Raw genomic sequence first — 20276 nt, forward strand, 5'->3', positions numbered from 1 at the left:
GACCTGACTGGACGACCACAGGCAACAGGCATACCTTTGGGAGCTTATTCAACGCTGTACAAGGACCCAGCCATGAGCCGTATTTACGCTGACAACGCCCATTCCATCGGCAATACGCCGTTGGTGCAGATCAACCGCATTGCCCCGCGCGGTGTGACCATCCTGGCCAAGATCGAAGGGCGCAACCCGGGTTATTCGGTCAAGTGCCGGATCGGCGCGAGCATGATCTGGGACGCCGAAAGCTCCGGCAAACTAAAGCCTGGCATGACCATCATCGAACCGACGTCGGGTAATACCGGTATTGGCCTGGCGTTTGTTGCCGCGGCCCGCGGTTACAAATTGATGCTGACCATGCCGGCCTCGATGAGCATCGAACGTCGCAAGGTTCTCAAGGCGCTGGGCGCCGAACTGGTGTTGACTGAGCCGACCAAGGGCATGAAGGGTGCCATCGAGAAGGCTGCCGAAATCCTCGCCAGCGACCCGGCCAAGTACTTCATGCCGGCGCAGTTCGACAACCCGGCCAACCCGGCCATTCACGAGAAAACCACCGGCCCGGAAATCTGGAACGATACCGACGGCGCGGTCGATGTGCTGGTGGCGGGCGTCGGAACCGGCGGAACCATTACCGGCGTTTCGCGGTATATCAAGAATACCCAGGGCAAACCGATTATCTCGGTGGCGGTGGAGCCAGTGGTGTCGCCTGTGATTACCCAGGCAATCGCCGGTGAAGAGATCAAGCCGAGTCCGCACAAGATCCAGGGGATTGGTGCCGGTTTTGTTCCGAAGAACCTGGATTTGTCGATCGTCGATCGGGTTGAGTTGGTCAGCGACGACGAATCGAAGGCCATGGCCCTGCGCCTGATGCAGGAGGAAGGGATCTTGTGCGGTATTTCCTGTGGCGCCGCGATGGCGGTAGCGGTGCGGCTGGCCGAAACACCGGAAATGCAGGGCAAGACCATCGTGGTGATCCTGCCGGATTCCGGTGAGCGCTACCTGTCTAGCATGCTGTTCAGTGATCTGTTTACCGAGCAGGAGAATCAGCAGTAAGAGCGGTCATGTCTGCGGGATCTTTTTTACGGATGGTGCGAGGGCTGATTCAGGTCAGCCCCCGTTCAGGAACCTTATGTTAATAAGTGCTTTGTTGCACAAACCTTAATACTGAATGTCGAGTTATGCGGGTTTTTCCCGAGGCCGGTAATGTTTATCATGGCCGGCTGCCACGTCGGGTAAATGGCGTTGTGCGAAGAGCCTAATCTCAAGGAGCCGTAGATGACCTTTTCCTTTGCCGCGAAAGCGTCAGTGTTGCTGCTATTCCTGGGCAGCACCCTCTATGTGCATTTACGCGGCAAGGCGCGATTGCCGGTTCTGCGCCAGTTCGTCAATCACTCGGCCCTGTTCGCGCCATACAATGCCTTGATGTACCTGTTCTCCAGCGTGCCGTCCAAACCCTATCTGGATCGCAGCAAATTCCCGGAGCTGAACGTGCTCAAGGACAACTGGGAAGTCATCCGCGACGAAGCCATGCACCTGTTTGACGAGGGGTACATCTGCGCCGCCGACAAGAACAACGATGCCGGATTTGGTTCGTTCTTCAAGAAAGGCTGGAAGCGGTTTTACCTGAAGTGGTACGACAAACCCCTGCCATCAGCCGAAACCCTGTGCCCGAAAACCGTTGCTTTGGTCAGCAGCATTCCCAACGTAAAAGGTGCGATGTTCGCGCTGCTGCCGGGCGGAAGTCACCTCAATCCGCACCGCGACCCGTTTGCCGGTTCCCTGCGTTATCACCTGGGGCTGTCGACGCCGAACTCCGATGATTGCCGCATCTTCGTCGACGGTCAGGTCTACGCCTGGCGTGATGGCGAGGACGTGATGTTCGATGAGACCTACGTGCATTGGGTCAAGAACGAAACCGAGAAAACCCGCGTCATTCTGTTCTGCGACATCGAACGACCGTTGAGCAACCGCGTCATGACCTGTATCAACCGCGGGATCAGCGGCCTGCTCGGTCGCGCCACCGCGCCTCAGAACCTTGATGATGAACGTGTCGGCGGGATCAACCGGTTTTACGCCTGGAGCAAGAGTTCCAGCGACAAGGTCAGCGGTGCGGTCAAGCGCTGGAAACGTCGTCATCCCAAGGCATACCGCGTGCTGCGGCCGGTGTTGGCGGTGGTGGTGCTGACGATGTTGGGGTATTGGTTGTTTGGGTAATGGCGACCGACATTAAGAAAAAACCGCTCTTTGGGAGCGGTTTTTTTTGAGTTAGAGAGTACTAGGGACGTCCCGCGAGCAGATCCGGTTCGTCGATGTGGGTACCCGTCAAAGCTACTTTGAGAAAGCGAAGCTGATTGGCCGAAAGCTTTGTCGGCATGGGTTTTGTTACTGCCTTGGGCGATTCGCCTTGGGCGGAAGACTTTTTAACGCGCGCTCGCATATTGCCTCCATTTTTGATCTCAAATTGAACAGTTTTCACGATACTAGTCGCTCCCTATGGCCATCACAAGACGGTCTTCGTTGTCGAACTCGAAACCGAGTTTTTGATAAATAGGGAGCGCGCCTTCTGCCGGTTCCTGGATTTCTATCAGCGTGCTGCCGATGATTCGTGCGTAATGTTCGACCGCAATCAAGGCCAATGGGGCTATACGGTTCTTGAGGCGACGGGGCCTGCCTGGTTTTCCCTCGAGCCGGACAATTCTGACTCGAAGTCGGCTGTTGTTGGGGTTGGCAAAGCACAACCCACATAGCTCGGGGCCGAACCAGATAGCCAGATCCAGTGCCATAGGCTCTTTCGCTTTCCAGGCAATGACCTCGTTCCATGAAAAGTGTGGTTCATCCCAGAGGCTGAACGCAGTTAATGCATCCGCATTGATCGCTTCGAATCGAACGCTCTCTAAATCGTTGTTTCGAGTGCTATCAGTCTCTAGTACGGCGTCTGGCTCAGCTATAGAGAGATTGGCCAGTTTTCGTGCCCTGGATCTGTACAGTTGATATCGAAGTTGAGTCCGTTCCCTTGGCATGTGATCTCTTGCATTCCATGTCCCCATTATCGGGCGTTTGTATTCCCCTCCAAGGTAGATCGAGCCGCACATGCTGTCTTTACTGGCCCTTTGACCAAGTCATTGCAATCCGTGTCACGCGCTGGTTATAGTCGGCGCTCGGTGATCTCCAACTCACCGGCCACCCCATCAAAAAAGATCAGCTCATGCCAGCTTCCCTCATCAACGCGGTAGTCGATTCAGCGGTCAACGCTGGCGTCGTGCCGTGCGGGAATCAGCAGCCTGCGCAGATCAGTCATTACCCCCCACCTGTCAGTAGCACGCCGGTGTACGCAGTCGTATCACCGCCGGGCGTTGGCTTCTCGGGCTGATCAGCTTTTTTCTGCTGTTCCCATGCCCGTCCAAAAAGTTTTCGCCTGAAAAACTACTGAATTTCAGCTTCGGCTGAGTTGGCTTCTTGCCTGACTACAGGTGGTATTCATGTTTGTCCTTTCGAAAAAATCCGCGCTCGCGGCGGCGTCCACGAGCCTGTTCGTTCTGCTGTGGAGCAGCGGGGCGATCTTCTCCAAATGGGGTCTGGCCCACGCCTCACCCTTTGCCTTTTTGCTGATTCGCTTTGTCATCGCCCTGTGCGGATTGATGCTGCTGGTGCCGTTGCTCAATTTGAAACTGCCCAAGGGCGGCAAGCCGATGCTGTATGCGATGGCCACGGGCGTGGTGCTGCTGGGGGCTTATCAGATTTTTTATCTGCTGGCCCTGGACCTGAAAGTCACCCCGGGCGTGATGGCCACTATCATGGGCGTGCAGCCGATTCTCACGGTGGTGATCATGGAGCGGCAGCGCTCGGCCAGCCGAATGTTCGGCCTGGCGCTGGGCCTGGCCGGGTTGATCATGGTGGTTTACCAAGGCATCGGTCTGGCCGGCATGTCACTGGCGGGCATGCTCTTCGGTTTGCTGGCGCTGGCAAGCATGACGTTCGGTTCGATCATGCAGAAGCGCATCACTGACAACCCGCTCGGCACACTGCCGGTGCAGTATCTGGCGGGGCTGTTGCTCTGCGGGATCTTCGTACCGTTCCAGCCGTTTCATTTCGAACACAGCAGCGGTTTCATCGTGCCGGTGTTATGGATGGGGTTGGTGGTCTCGGTGCTGGCGACGTTGCTGCTGTACCGCTTGATCGCCCGGGGCAATCTGGTGAATGTCACCAGTCTGTTTTACCTGGTGCCGGCCGTGACAGCGGTGATGGACTACCTGATTTTTGGTAATCGACTGGCGGCATTGAGCATGCTCGGCATGCTGTTGATCATCATCGGTCTGGTCTTCGTATTCCGTAAAACAGCGTAAAACTGCATGAAAACAAAAAGGCCCGGAGCATCTGCCCCGGGCCTTTTTCATTTGGCCAATGCGTGCTCGGCCCGCAACCGATCCCGGGGGGGGTCGAGATGTCGAGCATCAACCCGGTGTTCCTGCTGCCCGAAGCGCTCCAGGTGCGGGGTGAGCAAATCGCTGCATCGTTATCGAGGTTGAGGATAGGGCGCCGCTGGCGGCAGCGTTACACGGTCTGCGCGGGCAATTGACGACGCCTCATCAGCCGCACCACAAATTACTTGGCAGCCACCGCCGCAGCCTTCACCACCGCAGGCTTCAACACCAGCCACAACGCCGCCGCAATCAACACCCCACCATAGATATGCGCCATCGACAGCGGCTCATCCAGCAACAGCGCCCCCCACAACACCCCGAACGGCGGGATCAGGAAGGTCGTGGTCATCGACCTCACCGGCCCGATCGAGCTAAGCAAACGGAAGTAAATGATGTACGCCAGCGCGGTACACACCAGCCCCAACCCCAGCAACGACAACCAGACATTCCAGCCGCCCCAGCTCGCCGGTGGCTGGCTGATCACGCTGTAACCGAACAACGGCAACAGGAACAGCGTCGCCCCGAGCATGCTGCCCAGCGCCGAAAGACGACTGTCGAGACCGCCTGCGTGATCGAGCCAGCGGCGGGCCAGGAACCCGGCAAAGCCATAACAGGTGGTGGCGAGCAGGCAGGCGACGGCGCCCATCAGCAATTCCATGTCAAACGCCACAGGACCGGCACGGGTCAGGACGCCAACGCCAAGCAGCCCGAGGAACACCCCGCCAAGCTTGGCAGCGGTCAGTCTTTCATGGAAAAACAGGCCGCCGATCAACACGCCCATCAATGGCGTGGTGGCGTTGAAAATCGCCGAGTAACCGGCCGGCAGCACTTGGGCGGCCACCGAATAGAGAGTCGCTGGAATCCCGGAGTTGATCACCCCGAGCAGCATCACCGTCTTGAGCTTGCCCTTGAAATCCCAGCTGATGCGCATCAGCCCGAGGATCACCAGCAAGCCGGTGGCGGCAATCGACACGCGGAAGAAGGCGGTGGGGATTGTGCCAATCACGGGGGCGATGATGCGCATGAACAGAAAGCTCGCGCCCCAGATCGCTGCCAGCGACAGTAAACGGAAAATATCGACAGGGCTCACGGTGCACTCCTTCCTTGCTGGGGACGAGAGTGTTGCCGAGCGCTCTATCCATGGCAACCGAAAATCGAGCATTTAACCCGGGCCGAAAATTACGCTTCTCCTGCACCCGGTTCACTGGCTAAGCTCAGGGCTCACGAATTCCCGCAGAGGTCTCACCATGCCGCAGCAATGGCCAGCCGCCGACATCGCCCGAATGATCCTCGATGGCTTTGACGATTACCGCGAGCATTTCCGCCAGATCACCGATGGCGCCCGGGCCCGCTTCGAGCAGGCCCAATGGCAGGAGGCGCAGGTGGCCTCGGCCGCGCGGATCAATCTGTACGAAGAAAAAGTCAGCGAAACGGTGGAACGACTGCGCATCGCATTTGACGCCGACACGCTGGACGTCAGTTGCTGGCCTCTGGTCAAAAGCGCTTACATCACCTTGATTGACCTGCGCTTCGACGATGAATTGTCCGAAACCTGGTACAACTCGATTTTCTGCGGGCTGTTCAGCCATGACCTGATCAGCGACGGCTGCATGTTCATTCATACCACCCGGCCCAGCCTGCGCCGGGCTCGGGCCGCGCAAACCCGGACCTACAAGCCCCAGGGCCAGTTGTCCGGCATGCTCGCGAGCATTTTTGCCGATTACGGCTTCAGCGAGGATTACGCCGACCTGGCCGGCGACCTGCGCCGCCTCGAAGCGCAACTGCGCGAGAACCTGCCGGACTGGGTATGCAAGGACCCGGACTTGAGCGTCGAGCTGTTTTCCTCGGTGCTCTACCGCAACAAAGGCGCCTACCTGGTGGGACGCATCTACACCCGGGACGAACAATGGCCGCTGGTGATTCCGCTGTTGCACCGCGAAGGTCGTGGGATTCAGATCGATGCGCTGATCACCGATGAAGCCGATGTGTCGATCATCTTCTCGTTCACCCGCTCGTATTTCATGGTGGATGTGCCGGTGCCGGCGGAGTTCATCGGCTTCCTCAAGCGCATCCTGCCGGGCAAGCACATCGCCGAGCTGTACACCTCGATCGGCTTCTACAAACACGGCAAGTCCGAGTTCTATCGGGCGCTGATCAATCACCTGGCCAACACTGACGACCAATTCATCATGGCCCCCGGTGTGCGCGGCATGGTGATGAGCGTGTTCACGCTGCCGGGCTTCAACACCGTGTTCAAAATCATCAAGGACCGTTTCTCGCCGTCGAAAAACGTCGACCGCGCCACGGTGATCGAAAAATACCGTTTGGTAAAAAGCGTCGACCGCGTCGGGCGCATGGCCGATACCCAGGAATTCGCCGATTTTCGCTTCCCGTTGAGCAAGTTCGAGCCGGCGTGCCTGGAAGAACTGCTTGAGGTGGCAGCCTCCACGGTGTCGGTGGAAGGCGACACCGTGCTGATCCGCCACTGCTGGACCGAACGGCGGATGACGCCGTTGAACCTGTACCTGGAAAACGCCAACGACGCGCAAGTCCGCGAGGCGCTGGAGGATTATGGGCTGGCGATCAAGCAACTGGCGGCGGCGAACATCTTTCCCGGCGACATGCTGTTGAAGAACTTCGGCGTCACCCGGCACGGGCGCGTGGTGTTTTATGACTATGACGAGATCTGCTTCCTGACCGAAGCCAACTTCCGCCACATCCCGCAACCGCGCACACCGGAAGACGAAATGGCGTCCGAGCCGTGGTATTCGATCGGGCCGCTGGATGTGTTTCCGGAAGAGTTTCCGCCGTTTTTGTTCGCCGATTCGGGGCAACGGAAGCTGTTTGACCAGTTGCATGGTGAGTTGTACAACGCCGATTACTGGAAAAGCCTTCAGGAAGCCATCCGTGCCGGCAAGGTCATCGACGTGTTCCCGTACCGGCGCAAAGGCCTCGACAACGAATAGTCCCCACACCGTCACACCCGACACCGATCGTTCCTACGCTTTGCGTGGGAATGCCTCAATGGACGCTCTGCGTCCGCTTTTGGGACGCGGAGCGTCCCGGGCTGCATTCCCACGCAGAGCGTGGGAACGATCACAGCAGGGCGCAAATCTGCGACAATCGCCCCCTGCGCCACCAGACCACTTATTGCGTACCTGATGACTGACGAATCGCCTTCCATCGACAAACTGCTGAAAAACCTCGATCACGCCATGCTCGCCGACCGCCACCGGCTGCGGCGGCAGTTGCTTGAGCTGCGCAAGAAACCCGACGAGGCCAAGCTGGCCCAGTGGGTGACGCGCATGCAGGCGTCCTGTGATCAGGTGTTGGCGCGGCGTGCCAGCCTGCCGGTGATTCGTTACGACGACAGTTTGCCGATCGCCGCCAAGCGCGATGAAATCAAAGAGGCGCTGCTCAAACATCAGGTGCTGATCATTGCCGGCGAGACCGGCTCGGGTAAAACCACCCAGCTGCCGAAGATCTGCCTGGAAATCGGTCGCGGCCAACATGGCCTGATCGGCCACACGCAGCCACGTCGAATCGCTGCGCGCAGCGTGGCCAGCCGGGTTGCCGAAGAACTGGCGACGCCGTTGGGCGCGTTGGTCGGCTATCAGGTGCGGTTCGAAGACCAGAGCGATTCCAACACCCTGATCAAGCTGATGACCGACGGCATCCTGCTGGCGGAAACCCAGAACGACCGCTACCTCGAACGCTACGACACGATCATCGTCGACGAAGCCCACGAGCGCAGCCTCAACATCGACTTCCTGCTCGGTTACCTGAAAACCCTGCTGCCGCGCCGTCCGGACCTGAAAGTCATCATCACCTCGGCGACCATCGACCTGGAGCGCTTCTCCAAGCACTTCGACGATGCGCCGATCGTTGAAGTCTCGGGCCGCACCTTCCCGGTAGACACCTGGTATCGCCCGCTGACCCTGGAGCAGGACGAGGAGGGCAACCGCGTCGAGGACGACTTGACCGTGGATCAGGCGATCCTCGCCACCCTCGATGAAATCGCCGCGTTCGAACGCAGCGAGCGCAAGAGCCCCGGCGATGTGCTGGTGTTCCTGCCCGGCGAGCGGGAGATTCGCGATGCGGCCGACATGCTGCGCAAGGCCCAGCTCAAGCACACTGAAATCCTGCCGTTGTACGCTCGGCTTTCGCCAGCCGAACAGCAGCGGATTTTCCAGTCGCACCCGGGCCGTCGTGTGGTACTGGCGACCAACGTTGCGGAAACCTCGCTGACCGTGCCGGGCATTCGTTACGTGATCGACAGCGGCACCGCGCGCATCAGCCGTTACAGCTACCGCGCCAAGGTCCAGCGCCTGCCCATCGAAGCGATTTCCCAGGCCAGCGCCAACCAGCGTAAAGGTCGATGCGGCCGGGTCGAGCCGGGCATCTGCATCCGCCTGTATGGCGAAGAAGACTTCATCGGTCGCCCGGAATTTACCGACCCTGAAATCCTGCGGACCAACCTCGCGGCGGTGATCCTGCAGATGCTGCATCTGCGCCTCGGCGAGATCACCGATTTCCCGTTTATCGAGCCGCCGGATGGCAAGGCCATCAGTGACGGTTTCAACCTGCTGCAAGAGCTCTCGGCGGTGGACCGCAACAGCCAGCTGACCCCGCTCGGCCGCCAGTTGGCGCGCCTTCCGGTGGACCCGCGCATGGGACGCATGCTGCTGGAAGCGGCGAAACTCGGCAGCTTGCAGGAAGTGCTGATCGTCGCCAGCGCCATGTCGATTCAAGACCCGCGCGAACGTCCGCCGGAGCGTCAGCAAGCGGCGGATCAGGCCCACGCGCAATGGAAAGACGTGGACTCGGATTTCGCCGGGCTGGTCAATCTGTGGCGTGGTTTCGAAGAGCAGCGCCAGGCGCTGACGGCGAGCCCGCTGCGCAATTGGTGTCGCAAGAACTTCCTTAATTACCTGCGCCTGCGCGAATGGCGCGACTCGCACCGTCAGTTGAGCCTGATCTGCCGCGACATGCAGCTGAGCCTCAACAAAGAGCCGGCGGATTACCCGAAACTGCACAAAGCCGTGCTCTCGGGCCTGCTCAGCCAGATCGGCCAGAAGACCGATGAAGGCGATTACCTCGGCGCCCGTCAGCGACGTTTCTGGATTCACCCGTCATCGGGCCTGGGCAAAAAGCGCCCGCAATGGCTGATGACCGCCGAGCTGGTGGAAACCACCAAGCTCTACGCGCGGATGGTGGCCAAGATCGACTCCGACTGGATCGAACCGCTGGCCGGGCACCTGATCAAGAAGAACCACTTCGAACCGCACTGGGAGAAGAAGCGCGGCCAAGTCGTGGCCTTCGAGCAAATCACCCTGTTCGGGCTGATCGTGGTCGGTCGCCGGCCGGTGCATTACGGGCCGATCGATCCGGTGGTGTCCCGTGAGTTTTTTATTCGCGAAGGCCTGGTGCGGGGCGAGATTCAATCCAGGGCCAAGTGCCTGACGGCCAACCAGCAACTGCTGGAACAGCTCGACGAACTGGAAGCCAAGGCCCGTCGTCGCGATATTCTGGCCGACGAAGAAACGCTGTTTGCTTTCTACGATGCGCGGCTGCCGGCAGAGATCCACCAGACCGCCACCTTCGACAGCTGGTATCGGGTCACAAGCCAGAAAGACCCGCAGCTGCTGATCATGCGCGAAGAAGACGTGCTGGCCCGCGAAGCGAGCGAAGTCACCGCCCTGCATTACCCGGACACTTTGCATATCGGTGATCTGGAACTGGCCCTCAGTTACCACTTCGAGCCCAATCACCCGCGCGACGGCGTGACCCTGCGCGTACCGGCACCGCTGTTGCCGATGCTGCCGCCTGAGCGTCTGGAATGGCTCGTGCCCGGCGTGATCGAGGCCAAGTGCATCGCGTTGGTACGCAACCTGCCCAAGGCTCTGCGCAAGAATTTTGTACCGGTGCCGGACTTCGTCAAAGCCGCGTTGCAGCGCATGACCTTCGCCGACGGCTCGTTGCCTCAGGCATTGGGCCGCGAGCTGCTGCGCATGACGGGCGCGCGGGTCAGCGATGAGGCTTGGGCGGAAGCATCGCAACAGGTCGACAGTCATCTGCGCATGAACCTGGAAATCGTCGACGGCCAGGGCAAGTTTCTCGGCGAAGGTCGAGACCTGGGCGAACTGACCGCACGTTTTGCCGAAGCCAGTCAGGCCGCGCTGGCTGTGCCGCAAACCGCGAAAAGCCAGCAGCCGGTGGAGGCAAAAGTCTTCGCGGCGGTGGCGCAAAAGACTCAACAGAAGATCGCCGGACTGTCGATGACGGTCTATCCGGCGCTGGTGGAGGAGAGCGGCACGGTCAAGGAAGGGCGTTTCTCGACACCGGCCGAAGCCGAGTTCCAGCATCGCCGCGCCTTGCAGCGGTTGCTGATGCAGCAACTGGCGGATACGGCCAAGTTCCTGCGCGGCAAATTGCCGGGGCTGACCGAACTGGGCCTGATGTACCGCGACATGGGGCGTATCGACAGTCTGGTCGAGGACATTCTGCTGGCCAGTCTCGACAGCTGCATTCTCGACGGTGAAGACCCGTTGCCCCGGGATGGCGCCGGGCTCGCGGCGTTGGCCGAGCGCAAACGCGGTGGCTGGACCGAGCACGCCGAGCGTCTGGCGAAACTGACGCTGGAGATTCTGAAACACTGGCACGGCCTGCAAAAACGCTTCAAGGGCAAGATCGATCTGGCGCAAGCCGTGGCCCTGAACGACATCAAGCAGCAGCTCAGTCATCTGGTGTACCCGGGTTTTGTCCGGGAAACGCCGATGCAGTGGCTCAAGGAACTGCCGCGTTACCTGAAAGCGGTCGAGCAGCGCTTCGAGAAGATCGGTGCTCAGGTGCAGAGGGACCGGGTCTGGAGTGGTGAGTTGTCCGGTCTCTGGGCCCAATACCAGACCCGTGCCAGCAAGCACGCCCAGGAAGGCAAGCGCGATCCGCAACTGGAGCTTTATCGCTGGTGGCTGGAGGAATATCGGGTTTCGCTGTTCGCCCAGCAATTGGGGACCAAAGTGCCGATCTCCGACAAGCGCCTGAACAAGCAATGGACCCAGGTCGAGCCATAATCTGTCGCTGATCGTTCCCACGCTCCTGCGTGGGAATGCCTCAAGGGACGCTCCGCGTCCCAGCGACGCAGAGCGTTACGGGCTGCATTCCCACGCAGAGCGTGGGAATGATCATAGGGGCGCTCCGTCGATAGGTGTTTGATCCTGCAAATAGGGCCAAAACCCAATGTTTATGGCAAACTTCGCGCCTATAAGCGCCGGTCCCGCGGTTTTGAGCCTCTCAAGGTTCGGGCGGTACGGAATAAAGCGATGCCAGGTGTGGTTCCCGTGACGGGAACAGACCCTTTGTGTGTTGGTACGTCGGTGCCAACGCTTTCTGCCTGAACAGATTAGAGAAACGACCATGCATAACGTCGTCATCAGCGGCACCGGCCTGTATACCCCGGCCAACAGCATCTCCAATGAAGAGCTGGTGCAGTCTTTCAACGCTTACGTCGCGCTATTCAACGCCGACAACGCCGACGCCATCGCCCGTGGCGAAGTCGAAGCGTTGACCGAATCCAGCGCTGCGTTCATCGAAAAAGCGTCCGGCATCAAGAGCCGCTTTGTCATGGACAAGGACGGCATCCTCGACCCGCAACGCATGGCGCCGCGTCTGCCTGAGCGTTCCAACGACGAATGGTCGGTGCTTTGCCAGATGGCCATCGGCGCGGCCGAACAAGCCTTGCAGCGTGCCGGCAAAACCGCCGCCGACATCGACGGTGTCATCGTTGCCTGCTCCAACCTGCAGCGCGCCTACCCGGCCATCGCCATCGAAGTCCAGGAAGCGCTGGGCATCCAGGGTTTCGGTTTCGACATGAACGTGGCCTGCTCCTCGGCGACATTCGGCATCCAGGCCGCCGCCAACAGCGTGCAACTGGGTCAGGCCCGGGCCATCCTGATGGTCAACCCGGAAGTCTGCACCGGTCACTTGAACTTCCGCGACCGTGACAGCCACTTCATCTTTGGTGACGCGGCGACGGCGGTGATCATCGAGCGTGCAGACCTGGCGACGTCCAAGTATCAGTTCGACGTGGTCAGCACCAAACTACTGACCAAGTTCTCCAACAACATCCGCAACAACTTCGGCTTCCTAAACCGCGCGGCGGAAGAGGGCATCGGTGCCAAGGACAAACTGTTCGTTCAGGAAGGCCGCAAGGTGTTCCGCGACGTCTGCCCGATGGTGGCCGAGCTGATCGCCACACACCTGGAAGAGAACACGCTCAACGTCGGTGACGTGAAGCGTTTCTGGCTGCATCAGGCCAACCTCAGCATGAACCACCTGATCGTCAAGAAACTGCTGGGCCGCGAAGCCACCGAAGAAGAAGCACCGGTGATTCTCGACACCTACGCCAACACCAGCTCCGCCGGGTCGGTGATTTCGTTTCACAAGCATCAGGATGATCTGGCCGCCGGTTCCCTGGCCGTGCTCAGCTCGTTCGGCGCGGGTTATTCGATTGGTAGCGTGATTTTGCGCAAGCGTTGAGGTGGAAGGCTGTCGTTCTTTTCCCCTGATACGTAGGATAATTCCTACATTCGAAACAGTCGGGACGCTGTAATTTTCGGAAATGACAGCAGGACATTGCGACGACAGAGTCCTGCTGACTCATTTTTCGAGGTCAGGACAAGGGGATTTGTGAATGGCGGCTGACGACGCGCAACTGCTGGAACGATTGCTGGCAGGTGAGCAACAGGCCTTCAAAGAGTTGGTCAGCACTTATCAGAGCCCGATGCGTGCGGTGGCTTATGCGATCGTAGGCAGCCGGCATGCCGACGAAGTGGTGCAGGACGCGTGGCTGTCAGTCGTGCGCCATCTGAGCAAGTTTGAGGCGCGTTCGAGCCTCAAGACCTGGTTGCTGACCATCACCGCAAACTCGGCAAAAGGTCGCTACAAACAAAACCGTCGTGAAGTGTTGCTCGATGACCTTCCATCGCCGCATGGCACCGTTGATGACGATCGTTTTTCCGCCGCAGACGGGCATTGGCTGGTCGCGCCGTTCGCCTGGCATCAGGACACCCCGGAAGCGTTGCTCACCCAAAACGAGCTGCGCGAATGCCTTGAACACACCTTGCTAAGCTTGCCGCAATTGCAACGCAATGTTCTGTTACTTCGCGAACGTCAGGGCCTGGAGCTGGACGAGATCTGTAATCTTCTGGAAATCTCGCTCTCCAATGTTCGCGTGCTGCTGCATCGGGCACGGTTGAAGGTCTTTACGACCGTAGAGCATTTTGAGGAAACCGGTGAATGCTGACCTGTAAGGAACAAGTGGCACGTTCCAGTGATTATCTCGATGGCCAGTTGAGCTTTCGGGAGAAGTTGATGGTGCGGCATCATTTAATGTTCTGCCCTAATTGCCGGCGGTTCATTCGTCAGATGCGTTTGATGCAGGCAACGCTGCGCGTCTTGCCGGAGGAGCCTGTGCCGGAGCTCGATGCACTCGCCGAACGTCTCGCTGCGGAGCGTCGCAAGGACATTCCGTAGATTCGGGGTGTTATCGCAGGGAAGAGAAGCAGGCCGGCGTGGATGCATCGAACGGATGATGGGGATCGATCCATCCACGCCAGACTGTAAAGCGCCTCAAGCATCCATGACCTGAGGCGTGCAACGGTGCTGCTTAGAACTTGGCTTCGGCGTCCAGTTGCAGGGTGTTGATGTCCGAATCCTTGAGGGTGGCGTTGGTGTAGTCAGAGTTAGCCATGAAGTACGTCGCGCCCAGGGCGAAGTTCTTGTCCAGCTCGTAGCTCACTTTCAACTTGCTGCCACGCGAACCGGTGAAACCGTTGGCGAAGTCAGAGTCGGTGAAGGCGCCGACCACGGCGTTACGCTGTACGTCGCGGTAGTTGTAGTCCACAGCGAAGCCGTAGAACTTGGTCTTTACACCCGCCAGCCAGGCAGAATCCTGATCGTTGCTTGCATCTTTGTTATTGACGTACTGACCGTAGAACGAGAGCGGCAGTGGCAGGCCGGTGATGTCGATCTGACCAAAGCCTTCGTACAGTTTGAATTGCTCGTTCGGGGTGTTGCCGTTGGTGGCCAGCACGGATGGAATGCTGGTGCCGCCTGCGGTGATGTCGTCGTCGTTGTCGTAGCCGTAGACGCTGCCGCCCAGGGTCAGTTTCAGGTTGTCGGTGAGGGCGAAGCGCGCGCCCAACTGGCCGGCGTACAGACGCAGGTCGTGCTTGAACTGCACGCCGTCGCCGTCGACGTTGTCCTTGAGGGTGTAGTGGCCGGCGCTACCGAACAGCTCGGTGCTGGCGCCCAGTGGGTATTTGTAAGTCAGTGCCAGGCCTTCAGGGCTGATATCGCTATCCCAGATGATGTCGCCCATGCTCACCCATTGCTGTGGCATCTTGCCGCCAACGATGTGCAGGTTCTTGGCGAAGTCGGGGTGGTAGTCGACGTAACCCTGGTCCAGCCAGATCGACTTCTTGTCGAAGTAGTTGTCCAGGCTCTGGTTGGTGGAACGCGCGTCATCGTTGTTGCCGGTAGCGATACGGATACCGGTGTCGACTTGCGGGTTGATCTCGGTGTAGGCACCCAGGCGGGCACGAACGCGCTGACGATCCTGGTCGCGGTTGTTGGAAACGCCATCGTTCTTGACCGTCTCCTGACGGAAACGTACGTCACCCTTGAATTGGGTCTTGGCGGCCCAGGCCAGTTTCTGGTCGAAGGTGCTCAGCTCATTGGTTTTCTTCGCAGTGGCCGCGATCTGCTCATTGGTCTCTTGCTGAGCCTGACGGGCGATTTGCTGGTCTTTCTGATCCCTGGCCAGTTCGGCTTGCAGCTCGCTGTATTGCGCGTTGGTAATCGAGCCGTTTGCCTTGAGCATGTCGAGCAGTTTGGCGTCGACTGCGGCGCTGGCCGGAACGCTCATGGCCAGCAGCAGACCGCCACACAGGGCCGCCGCAGTTTTCGTGGAAGCAAGACGCATATCAATCTCCGAAGATGTAAGGGGATGACTGAGCCATCCGGGACACAACCGACCATTGACGGACGGAAACAGTGGCCGGGTAGAACCCGACGCTCTAAAAACTGGCGCCAGTATCGCGATGGTTTATTACAGAGCAGTGGCAAAGTGATGGCGTCTCGATGACGATACAAAGACTGTCTGAACTTTTGATCCAGAGCCCTGTCAGCGGTTTTTGGCGGATGTGCAATGGCGGGCGATAGGCGATACTCGCCGGGCTGTTACGCGAAGTAGTCGAGAGGGTGTCAATGCCGCTGCAACGTCTGGAAAGCCTGTCCGATATTGGTCCGCGCACGTGGGATGCCCTGGTGCCGGATAATCAGCCGTTTCTGCGCCACGCTTTCCTCAGCGCGCTGGAAGACAGCGGCAGCCTCGGCCCCCATTCCGGCTGGCAGCCCGAGCATCTGTTGCACCTCGATGAGGGGCGTTTGATTGCCGCGCTGCCCAGTTACCGCAAGTGGCATTCCTACGGCGAGTACGTGTTCGATCACGCCTGGGCCGATGCCTGCGAGCGCGCCGGTATCGACTATTACCCCAAGCTGTTGACCGCCGTGCCGTTCAGCCCGGTCAGCGGGCCACGGTTGCTGGCGGCCAGTGTCGAGGACGGTTTCGAGCTACTGAAGAGCCTGCCGGGCTACCTTGAGATCGAAGAACTCTCCAGCGCCCACATCAACTTCACAGACCCTTTCACCGACGCGGCACTGGCCGAACAACCCGGCTGGTTGCAGCGAATTGGCTGTCAGTATCACTGGCAGAATCGTGGCTATCGGGATTTTCAGGACTTCCTCGACGTCCTCAGTTCGCGCAAACGCAAACAGATGCGCAAGGAACGCGAGCAAGTGGCGGGGCAGGGCATTGAGTTCGAATGGCTTGAAGGTCGGCAACTGGATCAGGCGCAGTGGGACTTCGTCTATGCCTGCTACGCCAATACCTACGCGGTGCGTCGGCAAAGGCCTTATCTGACGCGGGAATTTTTCAGTCTGCTGGCCGAGCGCATGCCGGAATCCATTCGCGTGGTGCTGGCCAAACAAGGTTCACGACCCGTGGCCATGGCCTTCAGCCTGGTGGGCGGCGACAGTTTTTACGGGCGATATTGGGGCTGCCTGGCGGAGTTCGACCGTCTGCATTTCGAGACCTGTTTCTACCAGGGCATGGACTACGCGATTGCCAATGGCTTGCAGCGTTTTGATGCCGGTGCCCAAGGTGAACACAAGTTGATTCGCGGCTTTGAACCGGTGATCACGCATTCCTGGCATTACCTGCGTCACCCCGGCCTGAAAGCCGCAGTGAAGGACTTTCTGGAGCAGGAAAGGGTGGGCGTGCTGGCTTACGCTGAGGAAGCGAGGACCGCGTTGCCTTATCGGCAGGCATGATTTTCGCAAATAGCCTGCCCACGTTTGAGGGGGTTAGCGGTTGCTCAGGATGTCTTGGATCATTGTGGGAGCGAGCTTGCTCGCGATAGCGGAGTGTCAGTCGGCATAAATGTTGACTGCTACACCGCCATCGCGAGCAAGCTCGCTCCCACAGGGATAGTGGTGAGTCCAATTTAGTCGATACCGACAAACCCCCCCGTCTGGTGCTGCCACAGCCGCGCATACAAACCGCCATGCGCCAGCAATTCGGCGTGGGTGCCGGTTTCGGCGATCTTGCCTTTTTCCAGCACCACCAGCCGATCCATCCGTGCGATGGTCGAGAGCCGGTGGGCGATGGCGATCACGGTTTTGCCCTGCATCAGGGTTTCGAGACTTTCCTGGATCGCCGCTTCGACTTCCGAGTCCAGGGCCGAGGTCGCCTCGTCCATGATCAGGATCGGCGCGTCCTTGAGCAGCACCCGGGCAATCGCAATCCGCTGACGCTGGCCACCGGAAAGTTTCACCCCGCGTTCACCCACATGCGCATCGAAACCGGTACGGCCTTCGGCGTCCGACAGCAACGGAATGAACTCATCGGCACGGGCTTTGTGCACCGCTTCCCATAACTCAGCATCGGTGGCATCGGGTTTGCCGTACAGCAAATTGTCGCGGATCGAGCGATGCAGCAGGGACGTGTCCTGGGTGATCATGCCGATGCGCTCGCGCAGGCTTTCCTGGCCGACTTCGGCGATGTTCTGCCCATCGATGAGGATCCGCCCGCCCTGCACGTCATACAGGCGCAGCAGCAGGTTGACGAGGGTCGATTTGCCCGCGCCGGACGGTCCGATCAAGCCGATTTTCTCACCGGGCTTGATCGTCAGATTGAGGTCGCCAATGATCCCGCTCTTCTTGCCGTAGTGAAAATCCACGTACTCGAAGCGCACTTCGCCACGGGCGACAGTCAGCGGTTTGGCCTGATCGCGATCGGTGACGCTGACCGGTTGTGAAATGGTCTGCAAACCGTCCTGGACCATGCCAATGTTTTCGAAGATGCCGGTGACCACCCACATGATCCAGCCGGACATGTTGACGATGCGGATCACCAGGCCTGTCGCCAGGGCAATGGCGCCCACGCTGATCAGCGACTGCGTCCACAGCCACAGCGCCAGGCCGGTGGTGGTGACGATCAGCAAGCCGTTCATGCTGGTGATGACCACGTCCATGCTGGTGACCACGCGGCCGGCCAGTTGGGCTTTCACCGTCTGTTCTTCGATGGCTTCCCTGGCGTATTGCTGTTCGAAATTAGTGTGGGCGAACAGCTTCAGCGTGGTGATGTTGGTGTAGCCGTCGACAATGCGGCCCATGAGTTTGGAGCGGGCATCCGAGGACACCACCGAGCGCTCCTTGACCCGTGGCACGAAGTAGCAGAGCGCACCAATGTACGCGGCGATCCAGCTCAGCAGCGGGATCATCAGGCGCCAGTCGGCTTCGGCGAACAGCACCAGGGAACTGATCGCGTAGATCAGCACGTGCCACAGCGCGTCCACCGCTTGCACGGCCGAGTCGCGCAACGAGTTGCCGGTCTGCATGATGCGTTGGGCGATGCGCCCGGCGAAGTCGTTCTGGAAGAAATTCAGGCTCTGTTTGAGCACATAACTGTGGTTCTGCCAGCGGATCATGCTGGTCATGCTGGGGCTCAGGGTCTGGTGCACCAGCAGGTCATGCAGGCCCACGAACACCGGGCGCAGGATCAGCGCCACCACGGCCATCCAGGCCAGTTCGATGCCGTGTTCCTTGAAGAAATTAACGTTCGGCGTGCCCTGGGCCAGGTCGATGATGCGGCTCAGGTAGCTGAACAGCGCGACTTCGATCAGCGCGCCGAACAGGCCGACGGTCAGCAGGGCAGCGAAACTCGGCCAGACCTGCTTCAGGTAATAGGTATAAAAGGGGAAAACACGGTCGGGCGGAGCCGCCGTCGGGGCGTCACGGAAGACGTCGATCAGTTGTTCAAAACGGCGATAAAGCATTTGTTCTCCGCCCGCGCGCGGGCTCTCCTTTAAACGGTATGAGCGGCGCCGGAGACCGGCAGCCGCTCAAGCACTCCTGTGCAGATTAGTCGATGACTTTGGCAGACTTGATGAACACAGGGTCAGCCGGCACGTCTTTCATACCGCCTTTAGTGGTGGTCTGGGAGTTGACGATGACGTCCACCACGTCCATGCCTTTGACGACTTTACCGAACACGGCATAGCCATCACCCTGGTCCAGGAAGTCGTTGTCTTTGACGTTGATGAAGAACTGGCTGGTGGCCGAGTCGGGATTCGAGGTGCGGGCCATGGACAGCGTGCCACGCACGTTATGCAGACCGTTTTTGGACTCGTTCTTGATCGGTGCCTTGGTATCTTTCTGCTGCATTTGTTGAGTGAAACCACCGCCCTGGACCATGAAGCCAGGAATCACACGGTGGAAAATAGTGTTGTTGTAGAAGCCGCTGTTGACGTAATCAACGAAGTTCTTGGTGCTGATCGGTGCTTTGACCGGGTCCAGTTCGATTTCGATCTGGCCGTTGGTGGTTTCCAGCAACACGTGCGGCGCCTTGGCAACGGGCGTTGCGGCCATCAGGTTGGCGGCAAACAGAACGGAGCCGGCGACGAGGGCGATTTTTTTCAGCATGGGTCAGTGATCCTGAGTGAGGTGGTGTCGACTGCGGTGAGAAACTCGAGCAGGGTTTGGTTGAAGCGTTCGGGTTGATCCAGCGGGGTGGCGTGACGCGAATCGGCGATCACCACCAGCCGCGCATCGGGCAGCAGTTTTACGTAGGTTTCCTTCAGTGAGACCGGCGTGTAATCGCGGTCGGCGCTGACAATGAGGGTTGGACAGGCGACTCTGGAAAGTCGTTCCTGAACACCCCAGCCAACGATGGCATCGAAGCTGGCGAGATAAGCATGTTTGTCGTTTTTTGCCCAGCGCTCAGCCATCTTCTGGCGCAAATCGGCTTGTTCGGGTTTGGGAAACAGCTTGGCGCCCAGGGCCTTGCCGATGGTGCCCAGACTGAGGGCACGCATCAGGCTCCAGCGCTTGAACCACTGCCAGTAATCGTCGCGGCTGCGCAGTTTGACCTCGGGCGCGCTGTTGACGATGCACAGGCTCTTGAGCATTTGCGGCTGATCCACGGCCAATTGAAAACCGATCATGCCGCCCATGGACAAGCCCACGTAATGCGTAGGGCCAAGGTTCAGGTGTTCCATCAGGGCGACCAGGTCGGCACTGAACCCGGCGATGCTGTAACGCTCGCGGGGTTTGTCGGAGCGACCGTGGCCGCGTACGTCCGGGACGATCACGCGGTAATGGGCGGACAGCGCCGGGATCTGCTTTTCCCAGTCCAGGGTGCTGGAACCCAGCCCGTGGACCAGCAGTAACGGCGTGCCGTGGCCGTATTCCTCATAGTGCAGGTTGCAACCTTCGTGTTCGAAATAGGCCATGCAGATA

General features: G+C 59.4%; 16 protein-coding genes and 1 pseudogene. 10 read left to right on the top strand and 7 right to left on the bottom strand.

All coding sequences use genetic code 11. From position 1 onward, the window contains the following. Positions 1-72 precede the first annotated feature (72 nt). Positions 73-1047: a cysteine synthase A gene (cysK, locus tag ACA072_RS07155; protein ID WP_497623768.1), complete on the top strand. Its 975-nt coding sequence runs from the start codon at positions 73-75 to the stop codon at positions 1045-1047. A 222-nt stretch (positions 1048-1269) separates the two neighbouring features. Continuing rightward, the gene (locus ACA072_RS07160) at positions 1270-2208 is read left to right on the top strand and encodes an aspartyl/asparaginyl beta-hydroxylase domain-containing protein (RefSeq protein WP_497623769.1); all 939 of its coding nucleotides are present in this window, start codon (positions 1270-1272) and stop codon (positions 2206-2208) included. Positions 2209-2269: 61 nt separating this feature from the next. Here the strand turns inward: ACA072_RS07160 and ACA072_RS07165 are convergent, their stop codons facing one another. Together ACA072_RS07165 and ACA072_RS07170 are read right to left on the bottom strand one after the other, a co-directional pair. Then, on the bottom strand, positions 2270-2470 hold the full coding sequence (locus ACA072_RS07165; protein WP_497623770.1) for a hypothetical protein: 201 nt from the start codon (positions 2468-2470) through the stop codon (positions 2270-2272). A gap of 4 nt (positions 2471-2474) precedes the next feature. Next, the gene (locus ACA072_RS07170; protein WP_497623771.1) at positions 2475-3014 is read right to left on the bottom strand and encodes a hypothetical protein; all 540 of its coding nucleotides are present in this window, start codon (positions 3012-3014) and stop codon (positions 2475-2477) included. A 185-nt stretch (positions 3015-3199) separates the two neighbouring features. Here ACA072_RS07170 and ACA072_RS07175 point away from each other — a divergent pair, with 185 nt between their 5' ends. Then, on the top strand, positions 3200-3364 hold the full coding sequence (locus ACA072_RS07175; protein ID WP_497623772.1) for a hypothetical protein: 165 nt from the start codon (positions 3200-3202) through the stop codon (positions 3362-3364). Positions 3365-3473: 109 nt separating this feature from the next. Next, positions 3474-4337, top strand: a complete 864-nt coding sequence (locus ACA072_RS07180) for a DMT family transporter (RefSeq protein WP_497623773.1) — start codon at positions 3474-3476, stop codon at positions 4335-4337. 259 nt (positions 4338-4596) lie between these two features. Here ACA072_RS07180 and ACA072_RS07185 read toward each other — a convergent pair whose 3' ends face one another. After that, positions 4597-5505 (bottom strand): DMT family transporter, encoded by a 909-nt coding sequence (locus tag ACA072_RS07185; protein ID WP_497623774.1) that lies wholly within the window; start codon positions 5503-5505, stop codon positions 4597-4599. A gap of 157 nt (positions 5506-5662) precedes the next feature. On the opposite strand from ACA072_RS07185, the gene aceK reads away from it, so the two are divergent. The 5 genes from aceK (at position 5663) to ACA072_RS07210 (ending at position 13949) form a co-directional block, all read left to right on the top strand. Then, the gene (gene aceK, locus ACA072_RS07190; RefSeq protein ID WP_497623775.1) at positions 5663-7381 is read left to right on the top strand and encodes a bifunctional isocitrate dehydrogenase kinase/phosphatase; all 1719 of its coding nucleotides are present in this window, start codon (positions 5663-5665) and stop codon (positions 7379-7381) included. A gap of 195 nt (positions 7382-7576) precedes the next feature. Next, positions 7577-11488, top strand: coding sequence for an ATP-dependent RNA helicase HrpA (gene hrpA, locus ACA072_RS07195; RefSeq protein ID WP_497623776.1), 3912 nt, complete (start codon positions 7577-7579; stop codon positions 11486-11488). Positions 11489-11831: 343 nt separating this feature from the next. Next, positions 11832-12953 carry a beta-ketoacyl-ACP synthase III gene (locus ACA072_RS07200; RefSeq protein ID WP_497623777.1) on the top strand — a complete coding sequence of 374 codons (1122 nt, stop codon included), beginning with the start codon at positions 11832-11834 and terminating at the stop codon, positions 12951-12953. Between the two features lie 154 nt (positions 12954-13107). Further along, entirely contained in the window at positions 13108-13719 is a 612-nt protein-coding gene (locus ACA072_RS07205) for an RNA polymerase sigma factor (RefSeq protein ID WP_497623778.1), read from the top strand. Then, positions 13713-13949, top strand: coding sequence for an anti-sigma factor family protein (locus tag ACA072_RS07210; protein ID WP_497623779.1), 237 nt, complete (start codon positions 13713-13715; stop codon positions 13947-13949). Before ACA072_RS07205 ends, ACA072_RS07210 begins: the two co-directional genes overlap by 7 nt. Positions 13950-14082: 133 nt before the next feature. Here the strand turns inward: ACA072_RS07210 and ACA072_RS07215 are convergent, their stop codons facing one another. Continuing rightward, positions 14083-15399: a putative porin gene (locus ACA072_RS07215; RefSeq protein ID WP_497623780.1), complete on the bottom strand. Its 1317-nt coding sequence runs from the start codon at positions 15397-15399 to the stop codon at positions 14083-14085. A 284-nt stretch (positions 15400-15683) separates the two neighbouring features. Here ACA072_RS07215 and ACA072_RS07220 point away from each other — a divergent pair, with 284 nt between their 5' ends. Further along, entirely contained in the window at positions 15684-16808 is a 1125-nt protein-coding gene (locus ACA072_RS07220) for a GNAT family N-acetyltransferase (RefSeq protein ID WP_497623781.1), read from the top strand. Between the two features lie 173 nt (positions 16809-16981). Here the strand turns inward: ACA072_RS07220 and ACA072_RS07225 are convergent, their stop codons facing one another. From ACA072_RS07225 to ACA072_RS07235, 3 genes and pseudogenes are all read right to left on the bottom strand, one after another. Further along, positions 16982-18814: an ABC transporter ATP-binding protein gene (locus ACA072_RS07225; RefSeq protein WP_497623782.1), complete on the bottom strand. Its 1833-nt coding sequence runs from the start codon at positions 18812-18814 to the stop codon at positions 16982-16984. A gap of 85 nt (positions 18815-18899) precedes the next feature. Continuing rightward, positions 18900-19460 carry a peptidylprolyl isomerase gene (locus ACA072_RS07230; protein ID WP_497623783.1) on the bottom strand — a complete coding sequence of 187 codons (561 nt, stop codon included), beginning with the start codon at positions 19458-19460 and terminating at the stop codon, positions 18900-18902. Positions 19461-19463: 3 nt separating this feature from the next. After that, positions 19464-20269 (bottom strand): annotated as a pseudogene (locus tag ACA072_RS07235) (alpha/beta fold hydrolase). Positions 20270-20276 lie beyond the last annotated feature (7 nt).

Source organism: Pseudomonas sp. LBUM1656, assembly GCF_059716065.1.

Bases quoted from the DNA above. Each gene is read 5' to 3' on its own strand.
- cysK (WP_497623768.1), top strand. From the start codon at position 73: ATGAGCCGTATTTACGCTGACAACGCCCATTCCATCGGCAATACGCCG.
- ACA072_RS07160 (WP_497623769.1), top strand. From the start codon at position 1,270: ATGACCTTTTCCTTTGCCGCGAAAGCGTCAGTGTTGCTGCTATTCCTG.
- ACA072_RS07170 (WP_497623771.1), bottom strand. From the start codon at position 3,014: ATGCCAAGGGAACGGACTCAACTTCGATATCAACTGTACAGATCCAGG.
- ACA072_RS07175 (WP_497623772.1), top strand. From the start codon at position 3,200: ATGCCAGCTTCCCTCATCAACGCGGTAGTCGATTCAGCGGTCAACGCT.
- ACA072_RS07180 (WP_497623773.1), top strand. From the start codon at position 3,474: ATGTTTGTCCTTTCGAAAAAATCCGCGCTCGCGGCGGCGTCCACGAGC.
- aceK (WP_497623775.1), top strand. From the start codon at position 5,663: ATGCCGCAGCAATGGCCAGCCGCCGACATCGCCCGAATGATCCTCGAT.
- hrpA (WP_497623776.1), top strand. From the start codon at position 7,577: ATGACTGACGAATCGCCTTCCATCGACAAACTGCTGAAAAACCTCGAT.
- ACA072_RS07200 (WP_497623777.1), top strand. From the start codon at position 11,832: ATGCATAACGTCGTCATCAGCGGCACCGGCCTGTATACCCCGGCCAAC.
- ACA072_RS07205 (WP_497623778.1), top strand. From the start codon at position 13,108: ATGGCGGCTGACGACGCGCAACTGCTGGAACGATTGCTGGCAGGTGAG.
- ACA072_RS07210 (WP_497623779.1), top strand. From the start codon at position 13,713: ATGCTGACCTGTAAGGAACAAGTGGCACGTTCCAGTGATTATCTCGAT.
- ACA072_RS07215 (WP_497623780.1), bottom strand. From the start codon at position 15,399: ATGCGTCTTGCTTCCACGAAAACTGCGGCGGCCCTGTGTGGCGGTCTG.
- ACA072_RS07220 (WP_497623781.1), top strand. From the start codon at position 15,684: ATGCCGCTGCAACGTCTGGAAAGCCTGTCCGATATTGGTCCGCGCACG.
- ACA072_RS07225 (WP_497623782.1), bottom strand. From the start codon at position 18,814: ATGCTTTATCGCCGTTTTGAACAACTGATCGACGTCTTCCGTGACGCC.
- ACA072_RS07230 (WP_497623783.1), bottom strand. From the start codon at position 19,460: ATGCTGAAAAAAATCGCCCTCGTCGCCGGCTCCGTTCTGTTTGCCGCC.